This is a genomic window from Kitasatospora sp. NPDC048545 (assembly GCF_040651155.1).
GTDB lineage: Bacteria > Actinomycetota > Actinomycetes > Streptomycetales > Streptomycetaceae > Kitasatospora.
In genome coordinates this window covers 21,699-37,800 of sequence record NZ_JBEZIQ010000081.1, presented here as the reverse complement: position 1 = coordinate 37,800, position 16,102 = coordinate 21,699, and the positions used below count along the sequence as shown (strand labels likewise).

The 16,102-nt window shown below is 69.8% G+C and carries 11 protein-coding genes and 2 pseudogenes; 7 read left to right on the top strand and 6 right to left on the bottom strand.

Annotated features, from left to right (window positions below; translation table 11 throughout):
* The first annotated feature begins 192 nt into the window (after window positions 1-192).
* From AB0D10_RS42270 to AB0D10_RS42255, 4 genes are all read left to right on the top strand, one after another.
* A complete protein-coding gene (locus tag AB0D10_RS42270; RefSeq protein ID WP_360267118.1) occupies window positions 193-750 on the top strand; it encodes an RICIN domain-containing protein in 558 nt (185 codons plus the stop codon).
* Window positions 751-1,254: 504 nt separating this feature from the next.
* Window positions 1,255-1,968 (top strand): VIT family protein, encoded by a 714-nt coding sequence (locus AB0D10_RS42265; RefSeq protein ID WP_360267115.1) that lies wholly within the window; start codon window positions 1,255-1,257, stop codon window positions 1,966-1,968.
* Window positions 1,969-2,846: 878 nt separating this feature from the next.
* Window positions 2,847-3,167: an oleate hydratase gene (locus AB0D10_RS42260; protein WP_360267112.1), complete on the top strand. Its 321-nt coding sequence runs from the start codon at window positions 2,847-2,849 to the stop codon at window positions 3,165-3,167.
* On the top strand, window positions 3,164-5,560 hold the full coding sequence (locus AB0D10_RS42255; RefSeq protein WP_360267109.1) for a SpoIIE family protein phosphatase: 2,397 nt from the start codon (window positions 3,164-3,166) through the stop codon (window positions 5,558-5,560). Before AB0D10_RS42260 ends, AB0D10_RS42255 begins: the two co-directional genes overlap by 4 nt.
* A gap of 289 nt (window positions 5,561-5,849) precedes the next feature.
* Here AB0D10_RS42255 and AB0D10_RS42250 read toward each other — a convergent pair.
* The 4 genes and pseudogenes from AB0D10_RS42250 to AB0D10_RS42235 all read right to left on the bottom strand — a co-directional run.
* Window positions 5,850-6,023, bottom strand: a pseudogene (locus tag AB0D10_RS42250) (helix-turn-helix domain-containing protein); the annotation flags it as partial.
* A gap of 432 nt (window positions 6,024-6,455) precedes the next feature.
* Window positions 6,456-6,617, bottom strand: a pseudogene (locus AB0D10_RS42245) (DNA-3-methyladenine glycosylase 2 family protein); the annotation flags it as partial.
* 229 nt (window positions 6,618-6,846) lie between these two features.
* Entirely contained in the window at window positions 6,847-8,301 is a 1,455-nt protein-coding gene (locus AB0D10_RS42240; RefSeq protein WP_360267107.1) for a glycosyltransferase family 2 protein, read from the bottom strand.
* A 412-nt stretch (window positions 8,302-8,713) separates the two neighbouring features.
* Window positions 8,714-10,396 (bottom strand): alpha-amylase family glycosyl hydrolase, encoded by a 1,683-nt coding sequence (locus AB0D10_RS42235; RefSeq protein WP_360267120.1) that lies wholly within the window; start codon window positions 10,394-10,396, stop codon window positions 8,714-8,716.
* A 430-nt stretch (window positions 10,397-10,826) separates the two neighbouring features.
* On the opposite strand from AB0D10_RS42235, the gene AB0D10_RS42230 reads away from it, so the two are divergent.
* The 3 genes from AB0D10_RS42230 to AB0D10_RS42220 all read left to right on the top strand — a co-directional run bounded on the left by AB0D10_RS42230 (window position 10,827) and on the right by AB0D10_RS42220 (window position 13,619).
* Window positions 10,827-12,245, top strand: coding sequence for a glycosyl hydrolase family 28-related protein (locus tag AB0D10_RS42230; protein WP_360267104.1), 1,419 nt, complete (start codon window positions 10,827-10,829; stop codon window positions 12,243-12,245).
* Window positions 12,212-12,853, top strand: coding sequence for a helicase-related protein (locus AB0D10_RS42225; protein ID WP_360267101.1), 642 nt, complete (start codon window positions 12,212-12,214; stop codon window positions 12,851-12,853). Before AB0D10_RS42230 ends, AB0D10_RS42225 begins: the two co-directional genes overlap by 34 nt.
* A gap of 409 nt (window positions 12,854-13,262) precedes the next feature.
* Window positions 13,263-13,619, top strand: a complete 357-nt coding sequence (locus tag AB0D10_RS42220) for a beta/gamma crystallin domain-containing protein (protein WP_360267098.1) — start codon at window positions 13,263-13,265, stop codon at window positions 13,617-13,619.
* Between the two features lie 645 nt (window positions 13,620-14,264).
* Here the strand turns inward: AB0D10_RS42220 and AB0D10_RS42215 are convergent.
* Together AB0D10_RS42215 and AB0D10_RS42210 are read right to left on the bottom strand one after the other, a co-directional pair.
* Complete coding sequence (locus tag AB0D10_RS42215; RefSeq protein WP_360267095.1) at window positions 14,265-14,684, bottom strand: hypothetical protein; 420 nt, start codon at window positions 14,682-14,684, stop codon at window positions 14,265-14,267.
* 288 nt (window positions 14,685-14,972) lie between these two features.
* On the bottom strand, window positions 14,973-15,974 hold the full coding sequence (locus AB0D10_RS42210) for a LacI family DNA-binding transcriptional regulator (RefSeq protein ID WP_360267092.1): 1,002 nt from the start codon (window positions 15,972-15,974) through the stop codon (window positions 14,973-14,975).
* Window positions 15,975-16,102 lie beyond the last annotated feature (128 nt).

Genomic DNA, 16,102 nt, shown 5'->3' with positions numbered 1-16,102 from the left:
AGGACGGTGTCGTCCGGGAGGATCACGCTGTTGAGGTAGCGGGTGCCGCCGGCGGGCAGGTCCGGGCCCGCGGCCGGCTGACACGGCGAGCGTCGTGAAACCCGTACCGCCGGATGCCCGGGGGACTCGGCTTCCGGATCGTGCACGGGCTCCGTCCGCTCGCCCATTCCGCTCATTTCGCGAGGAGACCCCATGCGCAAGCAGATCTGCACCGGCCTCGGAATCCTGGCCCTGGTCACGGCCGCCCTCGGGGCGGGCGTCGGGTCGGCCTCGGCCGCCACCGGTGGCCCGAGCGCGAAGCCCGCTGCGGTCCACGGCCTGGCCGCCCTGAACTACGTGGGCCAGTACCGGTTCCACAGCAACTACAACGGCAAGTGCCTCGACGCGGACCTCAACACGATCGGCGCCAACGGCACCAAGGTCCAGCTCTGGGACTGCAACGGCTGGACCAACCAGAACTGGACCCTCTGGACCGACGGCAACGTCGACTACATCCAGAGCAACTACAGCGGCCGCTACCTCGACGCGGACCTCAACACGATCGGCGCCAACGGCACCAAGGTCCAGCTGTGGGACTTCAACGGCTGGAGCAACCAGCGCTGGAACGCCGCCAGTTACGGGTGGGTCAACGGCTACAACGGCCGAGTCCTGGACGCGGACCTCAACACGATCGGCGCCAACGGCACCAAGGTCCAGCTCTGGGACAGCAACAACTGGAGCAACCAGGGCTGGTGGCTCGAGGCGATCTGACCCTCCCGGTTCGCACCGGGCAGCCTGCCCCACCAGGACCTGCCCGGAGACGGTGGCGCCGGCTCACCCCGAGCCGGCGCCACCGGCGCCTTGGCCCGTCGCCGATTCGGCGCCGACGGGCACGGTTCAGCGGCCAGGACAGCGGCCCGATGCTGAACGCCGCCGTGGACAACGCCCTGGGCACGCGACTGCCGGCGCGTCGGGCCTACTCCGAGAACGTGTCACCCGGCGCCGTTGACACGCTGGCGACCAAATACCACATGGCCGTCCGGCGGACCTCGTCGATCACCTGGATCGCCACGACACCGCCGTCCCGCCCGACCTGCGTGCCCACGCTCGGCACGCCGTTCGCGCCTGCCCCCGACTCGTGCTCCACACCGACCGGGCCCAGACCTGACTGCCGTCCACGTGTGGTCTTCGGCACCGCCCAGGCGGCCGGCCGGATGCGTCGATCCGCCGGCATGCCGAGAATGACCCTGACGATCCGATGGGAGCGCCCGACTCATGACCTTCTTCGACATGCTCAATCCGCACCAGGAGAGCCACAGCGCGGGTCGGGCCGGCTGGCTGCGCGCCGCCGTGCTCGGTGCCAACGACGGGTTGGTGTCCATCGCGAGCCTGATGGTGGGCATCGCGGCGAGCGGGTCGAGCACCTCGACGGTAGTCACCGGCGGCCTCGCGGGGCTGTCGGCGGGCGCGTTGTCGATGGCCGCCGGTGAGTACGTGTCGGTCAGCTCCCAGGTTGACGTCGAGACCGCCGACCGGGCCATGGAGCAGAGTGAACTCGCCGAGAACCCGGCGGCCGAGCTCGCCGAACTCACCGCCATCTACCAGGCCCGGGGCCTCCCGCAGGATCTCGCGAGGCAGGTCGCGGGCGCGCTGCACGAGGCCGATCCGCTCCAGGCGCACCTGCGTGACGAACTCGGCCAGAGTGAGCACACCGCCGCCAAGCCGGTGCAGGCCGCCTTGGCCTCCGCCGCGAGCTTTCTTCTCGGCGGGCTCGTGCCCTTCCTCGGTCTCCTTGCCGGAAGCACCACCGCCCGGCTGTGGCTGGTCGTTGCCGTCACCCTCTGCGGTCTCGCCGGTGCCGGCGTGCTGGCGGCCCGCGCTGCCGGCACCGGCGTTCTGCGCCCGACCCTGCGAGTCGTGCTCGGTGGCGGACTGGCCATGGCCATCACCGCCGCGGTCGGGCAGATCGCCCACGTCTCCGGTGTCTGACCGGAGCAGCGGACGAGACCTCACCGGCCGCGCGTCCGGGCGAAGCCCGGCTGGGATGTCGTGTTGCCTGCTCGTCACCGATTCGGCGGTCCTATTCACGTCTGAGGTCGCGCCGTCCGAAGGCGGCTACGCCGACCCTCATCAGGGCGAGGCCGAGTCCGGTACATGACCACGGGTGACCACTCGGCCGAGACGCTTGCGCAGCCCTCGATGCGTATCGCGGAGATCGCCATCCCGCACCTCCGTGGCTCGGCGGCTCCGTTCCCACGCCACGGCCCGACGCCGGTGTCGGGCCGTGGCCGAAGGGCCTGCCGCGTTCGGCCTCGGGGAGCCGGTGGGCGCCGTCCGCCATGACGGTCGGCCGCAGAGCCGCGCAGTGGCCCGGTGCGTCAGGTCGGTCGGCCAGTGGGCTTGACCCGGAAGCAGGACGTGGCACCGGGTCTCGTACGGCAGTTTGCGGCGCACCGCACGGGCTGAGACGACCCGGACCAGTACCAGCAGGGCCGGCGCGGCGGTGGCCGGCAGCATGGCCGGGTGGGTCAATCAGGATGGTGCCCGTCCCGGAGACCGGGTCGGTGCCGGACTGCCAGGCGTAGCCGAGACGATCAGCGCCGCGTGGGCGGCGGCCAGTGCGACCGTGTGCGCCCACATGATCAGGGGAATGGCGTGGGGGCTGCCGACATGTCCGGGGCCGACGGGGGCCCTGTCCCACCGCAAGGTGGGCGCAGGACGGGAAGCCGGGGCAGGCTGGGAACAGGTCACTTTCGGGGGAGGGGACGTCGCCCCAGAGGTAGTGGCTGGCCGGAGCTGCACTCCGCCCCTCTGCAGAGGCCCGGTGCGGGCGGTCGGGCGACCCATCCGGCGGAAGGAGACGACTCATGACAACAGCGTCACAACGCGCGAAGTCCTACCTCGTCGGCGACGGGACCGGTTCGCCGTCCGCCACGGTGTTCCTGATCCGGGACGCCGGAATGGAACGCCCGCTGGTCGTACCGAAGGACGCCGAGAACTTGGCCTTCCTCGGCCAGTCCACCGAGATCCCCGAGGACGTGGTCCTCACCGTCGAGTACCCCGTGCGCGGTGCGATGCACGCCGTCCACCGACTGCTCGGCGTGAAGAAGGCGGCCCCGGGTACCTGTCACGTGTACGCCCACCCGGCGGTGGCGGTGGAGACGCTCAAGAAGGCCTTCGCGGCATGACCACGCCCCGCGCGCCCTCCGGGGCGGGTGCCGGGCTGCTCGTGGACGCCCACGGCTCGATCCTGGAATGGAGCGGGGCAGCTGAGGCGCTGCTCGGCTATCCGGCCGAGGAGGTCCTGGGGCGGCCGGTGACGGAGCTGCTCGCCGAACCCGGGCCGGGTGTCGGGCCGGCGGCCGGCGGCGGGCCCGCCGTCACAGCACGGCACCGGTCCGGATTTCCGCTGGAGGTCGAGATCCGGGTGCGCCCCCAGGCGGGCAGGGACGGGACGGTGGTCTGGTCCGTCCTGCTCACCGCTGCGGAAGGCTCCGAGCTTCGGGAGATCGACCGGGCGGTCCTGAGAGCCCTCTTCACCGAGTCGCCGGTCGGCCTGCACATTCTGGATCCCGACCTGCGGCTGGTGCGGTTCAACACCGCCTCGCACGGTATGCGCGGTGTCCTGCCAGCCGAGGTGGTCGGGCGGCGGCTGCGCGATGTGGCGCCCGGCGTGGTCACTGACGGGATCGAGCGGATCCTCCGGCACGTCCTGGACACCGGCGAGCCGGTGATCGACTTCGTGCAGCCCGGATACCCTCCGTCGGACCCCGCACTCCAGCGGGTGTTCTCCATGTCGGCCTTCCGACTCCAGGACGCGTCCGCCACCCGCGTCCTCGGGGTGGCCGGTGTTGTGATCGACGCGACCGAGCGGTACCGCGCCCGCGCCCGGCTGGACCTGCTGAACGACGCCAGCACCCGGATCGGCACCACACTGGACGTGCTGCGCACGGCAGAGGAGTTCGCGGAGGTCGCGGCGCAAGGGATGGCCGACGCCGTGGCAGTGGACGTACTGGATTCGGTCTTCCACGGCGAAGCACCCGGGCCCGGTCCGGTCGCCGACAACGTCACCCTGCGCCGCGCCGCTTTCCGCTCCGCCCGTGGCGACCGCCTGCGGCCCGACTGTGCGATCGGCGAGCGGACCAGCTTCTCGTTCCCGACCCCCTTCACCCAGTGCCTGAACGATCTGCGGCCGCGTCTCGTGAAGCACCTCGACCAGGACAGTGAGTGGGTTGCCCACGATCCCCTGCGGGCGGAGTGGCTTCGGGCCGGGCAGGTGCACTCGCTGATGGTCGTACCGCTCGGCGCCCGCGGGGTCGTCCTGGGCCTGGCCGCCTTCTACCGGTCGAAGACGGCCGAGCCGTTCGAAGCGGACGACCTGACCATCGCCACCGAACTTGCCGCGCGCGCCGCCGTCTGCGTGGACAATGCCCGCCGCTACACACGCGAGCGCAATGCCGCGCTCACCCTCCAGCGCAGCCTGCTCCCACAACGGCTGCCGTCCCTGACCGCGGTGGAAGCGGCGTACTCCCACATCCCCGACGGTGCGGGCGGGACCTGGTTCGACATCATCGCGCTGCCAGGCGCCCGGGTCGCGCTCGTGGTGGGTGATGTCCATGGCCACGGCATGCAGGCAGTCGCCACCATGGGTCGGTTGCGGGCCGCAGTCCACGCCCTCGCCGGACTTGACCTGGCGCCTGACGAACTTCTCGCGCACCTCGACGATCTGATGGTCAGCCTCGCCGAGGAGGAGCTGCAGCTACCGCGCAGCGATCCCCTCGCAGCTGAGGTGGCCGACGCCATGAGCGCGACCTGCGTCTACGCCGTCTACGACCCCATCTCCCGGCACTGCGTCCTCGCCCGGGCCGGTCACCCGACGCCCGTGATCGCCTATCCCGATGGCACCGTGGAGGGCGCCGACGTCCCCGGCGGCCCGGCACTGGGAGCCGGTGGCCCGCCGTTCGAGGTCGCCGAACTGCACCTGCCCGAAGGCAGCGTGCTCGTCTTCTACACCGAGGGCCTCGTTCGGGCAGGGCAAAACGATCAGCGCGCCGGTGTGCGGCGGCTGCAGAGGCTGCTCGCTCACCCGCGCTCGTCCGTGCAGGACACGTGCGACGCCGTCATCTACGGGCAGCCGACCGGTCACCCGCTGGAGGACGCGATCCTGCTGGTGGCGCGCACCAACGCTCTGAGCGCCGACCGTGTGGCGTCATGGACGCTCCCGAGCGACCCGGCCGTCGTCTCCACCACCCGTGCTCTGGTGGACCGGCAGCTTGCGACCTGGGGCCTGCAGGAGTTGGACTTCACCACCAAACTGGTCGTCAGCGAGTTGGTCACCAACGCCATCCGCTACGGCCGCGAGCCGATCCAGCTCCGCCTGATCCGGGACCGGACGTTGATCTGCGAGGTCAGCGACGGCAGCAGCACCGCCCCCCACGTCCGTCACCCGCGCGTGAGCGACGAGGGCGGACGCGGGCTGCTCCTGATCGCTCAGCTCACGCAGCGCTGGGGCACCCGGCACACCTCGGGCGGCAAGACGGTCTGGGCGGAGCAGACCCTGCCGAGGGGCGAGCCGTCCTGAGGGGCCATGTGCCGAACCCCTGTCACCCTATGCGACCTGCGCGCATTCGTGGATGAGCCCGCCGAGGCGGTCGCGCCGGATGACCCCGATGTGATCACATCGTGAACCTGAACCCGCAGCTCGGCGGAGGACAGGGTCAGCGGCACCGGCAGGCCACTACGTGCTGCGTTCTGGTCCAGAGGTGAAGAGCCAGAGCCCAACGGCCCTGTTCCGGCGGCCGCCGACCGGGCGGTCGATGCCGCTTGTTCTGCGGGTCCTGTTCAGCTGCGCGAGATCGAGCCGCCGCGCGACGGAAGGTGACGCCGGCCTTGGAGAGGAAGCCGTAGGCGGACCCGTAGGACCTTTCGTACTTCTCGGCGATCTCGCGAACGGACGGCCCGGCGTCGTACGTCCGACGCATGTCGCGGGCGAGGCTCTCGCGGTCGGCGTCGTAGGGCCGCCCGTCTGGGCCGAATCCCGTCATGTTCCGGCCCTTCTCCTGCCGAACGGAGCGAGACTACGGCGCGGGGGAGGCGGCGATCGTCGACGCGGTCGGACGGTTCGGCGCCGACCGTTCCCCACTGGTGGTGTGCGGTCTTCGCGACCGGATCGCGCCGCTGCTCGCGGCTCGGGCTCGTGCCCGTGTTTTCCGACCTGCGGACCGTACTGGTGGCCCTGGGTGCGGCCGGTCAGACGCCGGCCCGGCCGTGAGCGGTCCGCAGGCCCCCCAGGGAAGGCTCGGGCGCGGGCGTGTCCACAGGCTCGACGAGAAACAGCCTCTGGACTGCGGCGATGCCCACCCCAGGCCGGCCTTCCTCACGGCCTGTCTCACGGCCCGCTGACGCCCTGGCTGGCGTACGGCGCGCTGGACGGTGTCGGCGCGCTTGCCGGGCCCGGGTGGGAGGACGAGCTGGTCGGGGGTGTCGTTCGCGTCGAGCAGGCCAGGCAGGCGTTCGAGGAGCCAGTCGGCGCCTGTGCCCCAGGCGGTGGCGGCGATGTCGCCGTCGGCGGGACGGGCGGTGAGGTGCAGGGTGCCGGTTCCGCAGGGGGTGCGGAAGGCGCGCCACATGCCGTCGGGGTCCCAGGCGGCCACGGGGTCGCCGGTGCCGCGGAACGATACCTCGCCTCCATTGCCGCAACCTGCAGTAATATCCGCATATCGAACGGGTGGCCGATTGCCAGGGAAGTGGAATCCGGCTGCCCGATTTCTCCGCGGACTGTGGTCATGGCCCACCCTCAGGATGCAGCGGCGGCGAGATCCATCTGGCGGACACCCTGCACGCCCACACCTGTGAACTGAGGCCTTCTCACTGACGCCACGGCGGGATTTCGCCGTGGGGCTGTTCGCCGCTGGGGAGAGACAGGAGCAGGCCGAGGGGGTGGAGGCGGCTGAGGCGGACGATGGCCGCGGCGACGCCGCAGAGCACGAAGGCCGCGATGAGGGTCCAGGCGATGCCGAGGGCGATGCAGGCGAGGGCCAGGCCAACGATGGCGGTGAGCAGGAGGGTGAAGCCCGCCGCTGTGGTGATCGCCGCGCGCAGGCGGCGGGTGCGGCCTTGGGTGCGTTCCCAGCTGGCGCTGGTGCCGGTCAGGATGTCGATGAGTGCTTTGGTGTAGATCACGTTGAGGAACTGGTCGAAGAGGACCTCGGGCACGATCATGACGGCCAGGAGCAGGGCCTTCCATCCGCCCCGTTTGGCGGCCCAGACTCGTTCGAAGGCGGCGATGGAGGTGATCGCGAGCCAGAACCACGGCCACCCGGGGAAGCCCTTGGCGAGGGTGTAGTAGAGCAGGACGGTGAGGAAGAACGGGACGAACGCCACGCTCAGGTAGGTGAGCAGTTGCCGGCAGATATAGGGCAGGGTGACGCGGGTGGCGCCGTAGGCCTTGAGGTTGTCCAGGGCGCCGCGTTGCCAGCGCAGCCGCTGGTAGTACAGCCGGGACCAGGTGGGCATGAGTTCGGTGCCCACGATGCAGGCGCACGGTGACACGCAGCGGTAGCCGAGGTGTTTGAGTGCGAGGGTGAGTTCGTTGTCCTCGGTCAGTGACTCCACGTCGTAGACGTCCCGGCCTCGGGGCAGTGAGCCGTGGGCGCGGGCTTCGTGGACGTGGCGCAGGGCGTGGACGGGGTAGAGGGTGGCGGTGCCGGTCAGGACGTCGGCGCGGCCGTGGCGGCGGTGGAGTTCACGGGCGTAGCGCACGTATTCGTTGTTCTGGAGGTGGCAGATCAGGCCGCGCAGGGGGTAGCCGAAGAAGATGGCGCCGACGCCGCCGATGGGCGACTGGTCGACTTCCTGGTGGCGCAGGCGCCGGGCCGCCTCGGCGATGAACCGGGGGGACAGCGAGGTGTCGGAGTCCATGACCATGACGGCGTCGTGGTCGCTCAGCTGCGGCAGCAGCCGGTCCAGGACCTGGTTGAGCGCGCCCGCCTTGTCCTGGGTGTTGCCGGCCGTTTCGACCACTTCGGCGCCGTGGGCGGTACTGATCCGAGAGGTCTGGTCGGTGCAGCGGTCGGCGACCACGATGACCTCGTCCGGGGGCCTGGTCTGAGCTGCCAGGGACTCCAGGGTCTCGGCGATGAGCGCTTCCTCGTTGTGGGCCGGTACCAGCACGACGATCCGGCCCGGCCCGGCGTGGCGAAGGTCCGGGATGTGCCCGGGCTTGGTGCGGCCCTCCCGGGTGAGGTTCCTGGGCTGGCGTACGAACGCGGGCCCTCGCGCCTCCTTGCGCGTCTGTCCCCGTGTCGGTCCGAACCGGCTCACCAGTGACTCCTTCACATTCCACGCCAAGCGGCCGGGCCGGAGCCTCAAGGCCTCACGTACGGGATTCTGGCGCCGGGTCGCTCGTCCCGGGCGGTGCTTGGCCCGAACAGAGCAGCAACCGTCCCCCGGCCGGGGGCTGCGGTGGGTCTGGCGGAGTACTCGGCAGCCGGGTACCGGTCGGGTCGGCGTGGGTGTCCCCGCCCTACGCGGAGGTGTAGAGCGGGGAGGCGATGCCGGTGCGGAAGGCGCTCAGGGCCGTCGGCCCGTCGGGAAAGCCGGCCGTGCCCCGGACAGCGAATGCTCCACCACTTCAGACACTCCATCCTCGGCTTTCGGTGGCCGATCCCCGTGATTGTGCAGTGACGCCCGCCAGTTCGGAGGCGCAGATCCGGCGCCGTGGACACCCGGGTCGTCACCGGGCGAGCCAGACGGCCGCGTCGCCGGGCAGCAGCCCGGCCTCCAGGGGAACGCTGCTCAGCAGCACCTCCCGGTGATCCGGCAGCGGAACCGCCCCTTGGCCCAGGTTGACGACGCATCGGAAACCGGGAGGACGGGTGAAGGACAACACGTCGGGTACGGCGGTGCTATCCCAGGCCAAGCTCCCCTCGCCCAGCGCCGGGTGGACGCGCCGGATGTGAAGTGCCTTCCGATAGAGCTCGAGCATCGACTGCTCGTCGCCTGTCTGAGCCTGCGCGGTGAGCTGCTTCCACTGCGGCGGCTGAGGCAGCCACGGGACTTTCTGGGCGTGGTCGGGGCTGAATCCGAACGGCGGGGCGTCGCCGGACCAGGGCATCGGCAGACGGCATCCGTCGCGGCCGCGGTCCGTGTGTCCCGAGCGCTCCCAGGTGGGGTCCTGCAGGGTCTCCTCGGGCAGGTCCTCCACCTCCCACAGGCCCAGCTCCTCCCCCTGATACAGGTAGACGCCGCCCGGAAGCGCCAGCATGAGCAGGACGGCCGCCCGCGCACGCCGCGTCCCCAGCGCCAGGTCGACCGGACCGGGCGGGGAGTGATTGGCGAGCGTGTGCACCGGACCGTCGGACTGCGGCCTGCCGTAGCGGGTGAGGTGGCGCACGACATCGTGGTTGGAGAGCGCCCAGATCGCCGGGGCACCGACGGCCGCCATCGCCGAAAGGGAGCTGTTGATCGCGATACGCAGAGTATCCGCCCGCCACGAGGCCGTCAGATAGTCGAAGTTGAAAGCGGTGTGCAGTTCATCGGCCCGGACGTAGCGGGCCAGGCGTTCGGACGCGCCCACGCACGCCTCGGCGAGGAACACGCGGGGCTCGGGATAGGAGTCGGCCACCGCGCGCCACCCGCGGAAGATCTCGTGCACCCCTTCGCGGTCCCAGTGGGGATGGTCCGGATGGGCCGCCGACGCGAGGAGCTCGATGTCCGACGGGCCCAGGTCGGGAAGGCCCGGGGCCTTGACCATGGCATGCGCGACATCGATGCGGATCCCGTCGACCCCCAGATCGAACCAGAACCTCAGGATCGACTCGAACTCCCGGCGCACCAGCGGGCTGTCCCAGTTCACGTCGGGTTGCTCGGGCGCGAACAGATGGAGGTACCACGACCCGGCCCTGCCGTCGGGCTCGACGATGCGGGTCCACGCGGAACCACCGAAGACGCTGCGCCAGTTGTTGGGCGGAGCATCACCCTCCGGGCCGACGCCCGGCCTGAAGATGTAGCGATCGCGCTCGACGCAGTCGGGGCCGCCGGCCAACGCCGCGCGGAACCACGGGTGCTGGGAGGAGGTGTGATTGGGTACGATGTCGATCAGCAGGCGCAGGCCCAGAGCATGGATCTCCTCAATCATCGCGCGGGCGTCGGACAGGGTGCCGAAGACAGGATCGATCGCCCGGTAGTCGGCGACGTCGTAGCCGCCGTCGACCATCGGCGAGGGGAACCACGGATTGATCCACAGCGCGTCCACGCCCAGCCCCACCAGGTAGGGCAAGCGCTGGTACAGCCCGATGAGGTCGCCGACGCCGTCACCGTTTCCATCGGCGAAGCTGCGCAGGTAGACCTGGTAGCAGACGGCCTCGCGCCACCAGTCGCGAGCGTCGGCAGACGGCCGGTTTCCCGGAACGGCCAGAGCTCGCCGGAGCGCGCGCCAGCGTCGTTGTTCCGCTCTCACCGGCCCAGAATGCCGCGCACACGGACGGACCGTAGCGCTGGCGCGCCGAAGAGGCGAATCGCCTCTGCTGAGAGCGGTGACGGTCGGCGACCGCCCTTCGGCGGACGCCGTCGCGCGGCAGACGGTGGTGCGACTCATAAGCGAAAGGTAAAGAGGTTGACGCAGCAGAAGTCTTTACGCAGTGCTCTGATGCAACTACGCTAAGTAAGAAGGCTGAGTTGTCTCCTCATCGAGGCACGTTGAATGAACGCGCCTGCCGCTCGTTCCTGACCGGCTCGAACCAGCTCTGTGCCCATTGACGGTGCTGCTTTGCCGCGGCCGAACTCCTCATAAGACCTCAATTTTGAATCGACCTATCGACTCGATGCGAGCTTGAACGGAGATCATCATGGCCACCAGCTACTGGTTCAACGTCCTGGACTACGGCGCCACCGGCAACGGCGTCACCGACGACACCACCGCAATCCAAACCGCCATCAACGCGGTGCCCTCCTCCGGCGGAACGGTCGTCTTCCCCGCAGGCACCTACAAGACTTCCTCCGTGCTGGTTGCCCGCTCCAACCTGATCCTGGAGGGCGTCAGTGACGGCTCGTCGGTGATCGCACAGAGCAGCACCACGGCCAACGGGCTGAGCGGTTCGGACATCACCAGGTTGACCATCCAGGACCTCACCATCCAAGGGCCGGGCAGCGGCAGCGGTAAGGGCATCGTGCTCACGCGATCGGCCAACCCCGCGACCGTCTCGCTGGCATTCGCGCGGATGACCGTGAAGTTCTTCGGCGACACCGGAATCGACCTCTCCAACCCGATCGTCTCCACGTTCGAAGGCGTGACCTCGGCCAACAACGGCAACCACGGCTGGAACATCCACGGCGTCCCCGCAGGCGCCGCAGGGACCAGCTGCTCGTTCACCTCCTGCTACGCCGACACCATCACCAACGCCGGCTTCCACATCGACACCATGGCCTACTGCTCCTTCGTCAGCTGCGCAGCGGACCACTGCGGCATCGGCTACGAGGTGACCGGCGTCGGCACCCAGGGCATCAGCTTCACCGGATGCGGCGCCGAATCCGCGGTCAACCGCGGCACCGGATACAACGGCTACAGCTGGAAGATCAACGCCGCGATCGGCGTGGGCCTGTACAACTCCTTCACCTACAACAGCCCCAACATCAGCATTTGGGTCACCGGCGCCGCCCGGGCGGTCAGCATCCTGGGGTTCGCCGAGAACACCCCCACCGCCGGGGCGGTCAACTCGGTCACCGTCGACGCCGGATGTTCGGCCACCCTCGGCGATGTCAGCAACGTGAAACCCCTGTCGCTGGCCGGCTACACCAACGTCATCAACGACACCGCCGGCGGCACGGTGGCCAGCGGCTTCGTCTACGGCTCGAACTCCGCCTACTACGAGGGCAACGTCTCCACCACCGCCTCCCCGACCTCGGCCGAGCACCTGACGCGCAAGGACTACGTCGACGCGAAGGTCAACCCCGCCCCCGTCACCCTCACCGACGCCGCCACCATCGCCACCAACGCCGCGCTGGGAAACCTCTTCCGCGTCACCCTCAAAGGCAACCGAACCCTGGGCACTCCCACCAACCCCACCGACGGACAACGCATCACCTGGGAACTCATCCAGGACGCGACCGGCAGCCGCGCCCTCATCCTCAGCTCCGCGTTCGCCCTGGGCACCACCATCTCCTCGACCACCCTCACCACCACGCCGAACAAGCGGGACTTCCTCACCGCGATCTACAACGCCACCACCACCAAGTGGTACGTCATCAACTTCGTCAAAGGCTACTGACGGGTCTGTACGGCTCCAGGCGCAGCAACCAGGAACTGCTCCGCCTGGCCCTCCGGATCGCGGTGCTGCGCGCGGTCGCCGACCTCGGCCTGCGCCGGGTCATCACCTTCCACCCCCGGGTGTCGGCGGCCCGGGAGTTCGCGAGCACCCTGCTGGAGGCATCGGAGTTGCTGGAGGACGCGGATCGTCCGGAGCGGATCTGGGCCAAGGCGGTCACCGGCACCGACCGGCTCAAGGACCGCCGGGCCGCGTTCGCCGAGTTCAAGGCCCACACCGGCGAGGACGGCGAGGAGTGCGGCATCCTCTGCAACGCCCGGCTCCCGTGGGAAGGAATCGACGTCCGAGCCGTGGATGCGGTGTGCTTCGCGGACCTGAATTCGTCCGTCATCGACATCGTCCAGGCCATCGGCCGCGCACTGCGCCGGTCCTGCCGCCACGGCAAGGTGTCCTGGGTTGCCCTCGTGCGAGGCACCGAACTCGTCCGTCGTCCACGTCTCGCGCATCACGGCGATCCTCCCGGTATCGGCCTGGCGCTCGGCGAGCGCCAGGAGCGACGATCCCTCAGCAGGGCACCCTCACAGGACCGGAACCGCGAAACTCCCACCTAGGCCTGCGGGATGTGCCGCAGGAGCTGACGGATGCCGGCTGAGAGGTCGGCGTAGCGGATGTCGTGGTGGGCGTGAACTCGCCAGTCCCACCCCCTCCTCCGGCCACGTGCCCCCGAGCACCGGTCGGGTGCGTTCGGCGGTCCCGCCGTCACCCCATGTCAGAGCGGCCGGCAGGGGGTCTCCGGTCGACGCTCCAGCCACCCGGCCCCGGAACCTCTCGGGCCACGCCAGAACAACGCACCCCACGCCTTGCGAAAATTCCGGATGGAAATGACCGAGAACACGTTGGGTCAAGGTGTGTTCGATTGACCCTCATAAAAGCGGTCTGGATACTGATCGGACACGACGCAACAGAAACTCGTCGCGCAGCGGACTCCGATTCGTAATTTCATCCGACTGGGGAGGATCCATGTTCTCGAAAGCGAAGAAGGCCGTGGGCTCGATGGCCGTGGCCTTCGCCGCGGCGGCCACGCTCACCGTGGCCGTGCCGTCCGGCAATGCCTTCGCCATCGACCACGTCCCGTGTGACGGGAGCCGCAATGACTTCCTGAAGATCTGGTCGCACCTCGACGGCCGTGACAGCGTCGACTGCTACGCGAACGGGGGGACGATCGGCTTCGGCGGGTGGTGGGTCGACCGGATCTCCACGGGGAACAACGACCTGGTCTACTCCGATGCCAACGGCGACTCGGTGAGGATCAACCGCTGGACCGACATCTCGTTCCCGAACCACCCGCCGAAGGTGGACTCCATCCGGATCCTCTGACGAACCGGCGGAGCGGGCCCCGAACGGAATTCGCCCGGCCACATCACCGCAAGTCCCACCACCTCGGTCGCCGTCGAATTTTCTCCGTGACGTGAATTCGCTCCACCCCGGCTCACCGGTGCCGGCCACGCCCCCCCGGGCATGGCCGGCACCGGCCTGTGATGCCGCAGCCTGCCAGACCTGGTGCCGGCCGCCTCAGGAGAGATGTCCGGCCCTCCATGCCCATGCCGTCCTGGAGGCAAACCCGGCCAGAGGCACGTCTCGTACGAACGGACGCGCCGTGGACATGCAGTGGCCCGGCACCGCCACCGTGGTGCCGCGGCCATCGCGGCGACCCAGTGGCGAGGTCCGTCACAACTCGAGTTCGAATACAAGTCCTGCTGGGGAAACCTCGCAGGTCAGCGGCCACCGCGGGGATGTGGTGCAGGGTGGCGCCGTTCAAATCCGCCTGCCGACATCGCGTTCGCCCGACGCCCGCACGACCTACTGTGGACGGTGTCAGCGGTCATGAAATTCCTCACGCTTGATGGCTTGAGCGTCATGCAATTCGGCTCTGGCGAAGATCTTGTGATCGGGCCCGTGGGGCAGGAGGTCTCTGACATGATGTCAGGCATGCAGTGCCCGGAGCTTTGGCACGGTTCTTCCTCATTTAACCGGTGTTGTAGTCGAGTTCGTCCAGCAGTCGTCGGCCCAGATCGTCCTGCACGCCCACGCGCGGGCGGCCAGGGCAATATGTCCGCACTGCTCCAGGCTGTCGGGGCGAGGACCGTCGGCTCGCACCATGGCTGCATCCGGTCCGCGTTCGCGGCAGGACCGGCCGCCGAGCCGGGCGCGGCGCGCGACACGACGCAGCCCTTCGACCCTCCCGAAGGGGCGCTCGACTGTCTCGGCCGCCCGCGGCGCGTGGTCGCCCGCACCGAGGAACGGTACGCGGCGGTGCAGGAACGCCTTGGCCGACGGCAAGTCCCTGACTGCGATCAGCCGGGAACTGCGGCCGGACCACTCCACCGTCCGCCGCTTCGCCCTCGCCGGCAGCATCGACGAACTGCCGGTAAAGGCGGCCAACCGGCAGTCCATCCTCGACAAGTACAAGCCTCACCCGCACCAACGCTGGAACGAGGGCTGTCACGACATCCCCCGCCTCCACCGCGAAGTCCAGGAACTCGGCTTCCCGGAAAACATCCAAACTGTCCGTCGCCACCTCCGCCACGCGAAGGAGCGCGGGCTTCCCGTGACACCGCGGCCCGCCCCGCGACCCCGCCGCGTAGTGGGCTGGATCATGACCAACCCGGACCGACTCCCTGCTGGCGAAGCCCAGGAGCTCAAGGAGATCTGCCCTGCAACCCGGGGCGGTCAGGCCGGGGCCGGGCCGGTGGAACGCCGGACGACGAGTTCGGTGGGCAGGGTGACCGAGGCGGGCGTGCCACCGCCGCGCAGCTCGATCAGCGCCTGCATGCCCTGGGCGCCCAGCTCGCCGAGCGGGAGCCGGACCGTGGTGAGCGGGGGCTGGAGGACGGTGGCGGTGGAGAGGTCGTTGAAGCCGACGAGGGAGAGGTCCTCGCCGACGGTCAGGTCCAACTCGGCTGCCGCGGCCAGGACGGCCGTGGCCATGTTGTCGTCGTCGCAGATGACCGCCGTGGGGCGGTCGGCGGCGGAGAGCGCCGCTGTCGCCCGGTCCCGGATGTCCACCAGGTCGAAGGAGGTGGCGAGGCGGCTCGGGCTGAGCTGGGGGTGGCTCAGCACGCACTGATCGAAGGCCTCCGCCCGGCGGGCGAACGTCCAGGCACGCCGTTCGGCGCGCAGGTGCATGATCCGCCGGTGGCCGAGGTCGATGAGGTGGGCGAGGGCCTTCGCCATGCCGCCACCGGTGTCCATGGTCACCGTCGGGGTGTCGGGCAGCGGGGCGTCGTCGAGCACGGCCAGGGGCAGGCCGGTCCGCAGCTTGGCGACGGCCTGGGCGGACACCGAGCAGGCGATGACACCGTCGAGTGACTGCCGCGGCGTCGAGAACGGGTCGCAGCCGTCCTCGGCGCTGAGCGGGAACACCACGACCCCGAGGCCCGCCCCGGCGGCGACCCGGGCGGCGCCGGCGTGGACGGCGGCGAACACCGGGTTCACGAGGGTCGGGACGACCATCAGCACGGTGCCGCTGTTGCCCAGGCGCAGGTTGCGCGCCGACTCGTTGATCCGGTAGCCCAGTTCGTCCACCGCCGCCAGGACACGGCGAGCGGTCTCCTCCCGGACCCGGCCCTGCCACTTGCCGTTGAGGACCAGCGAGACCGTCGACTGGGAGACCTTGGCCGCCCGCGCCACGTCCGTAGCGGTCAGTGCGCGCGACCGGTCTGCTTCATGCATCACTTCTGCCAATCATCCGAGAGCGAGGATGTGGCCCGCCCCGCGAGCCCGGCCAGCCCGGCTGGCACTGGTAGCACTCGTGGCGCTCACTCCGACCATGTCAGCTCCCTCGGTGGCATGCCCGGCGG

Excerpts from the sequence above, each read along its gene's own strand:
- AB0D10_RS42260 (WP_360267112.1), top strand. The coding sequence starts at position 2,847 with ATGACAACAGCGTCACAACGCGCGAAGTCCTACCTCGTCGGCGACGGG.
- AB0D10_RS42230 (WP_360267104.1), top strand. The coding sequence starts at position 10,827 with ATGGCCACCAGCTACTGGTTCAACGTCCTGGACTACGGCGCCACCGGC.
- AB0D10_RS42220 (WP_360267098.1), top strand. The coding sequence starts at position 13,263 with ATGTTCTCGAAAGCGAAGAAGGCCGTGGGCTCGATGGCCGTGGCCTTC.
- AB0D10_RS42255 (WP_360267109.1), top strand. The coding sequence starts at position 3,164 with ATGACCACGCCCCGCGCGCCCTCCGGGGCGGGTGCCGGGCTGCTCGTG.
- AB0D10_RS42265 (WP_360267115.1), top strand. The coding sequence starts at position 1,255 with ATGACCTTCTTCGACATGCTCAATCCGCACCAGGAGAGCCACAGCGCG.
- AB0D10_RS42270 (WP_360267118.1), top strand. The coding sequence starts at position 193 with ATGCGCAAGCAGATCTGCACCGGCCTCGGAATCCTGGCCCTGGTCACG.
- AB0D10_RS42210 (WP_360267092.1), bottom strand. The coding sequence starts at position 15,974 with ATGCATGAAGCAGACCGGTCGCGCGCACTGACCGCTACGGACGTGGCG.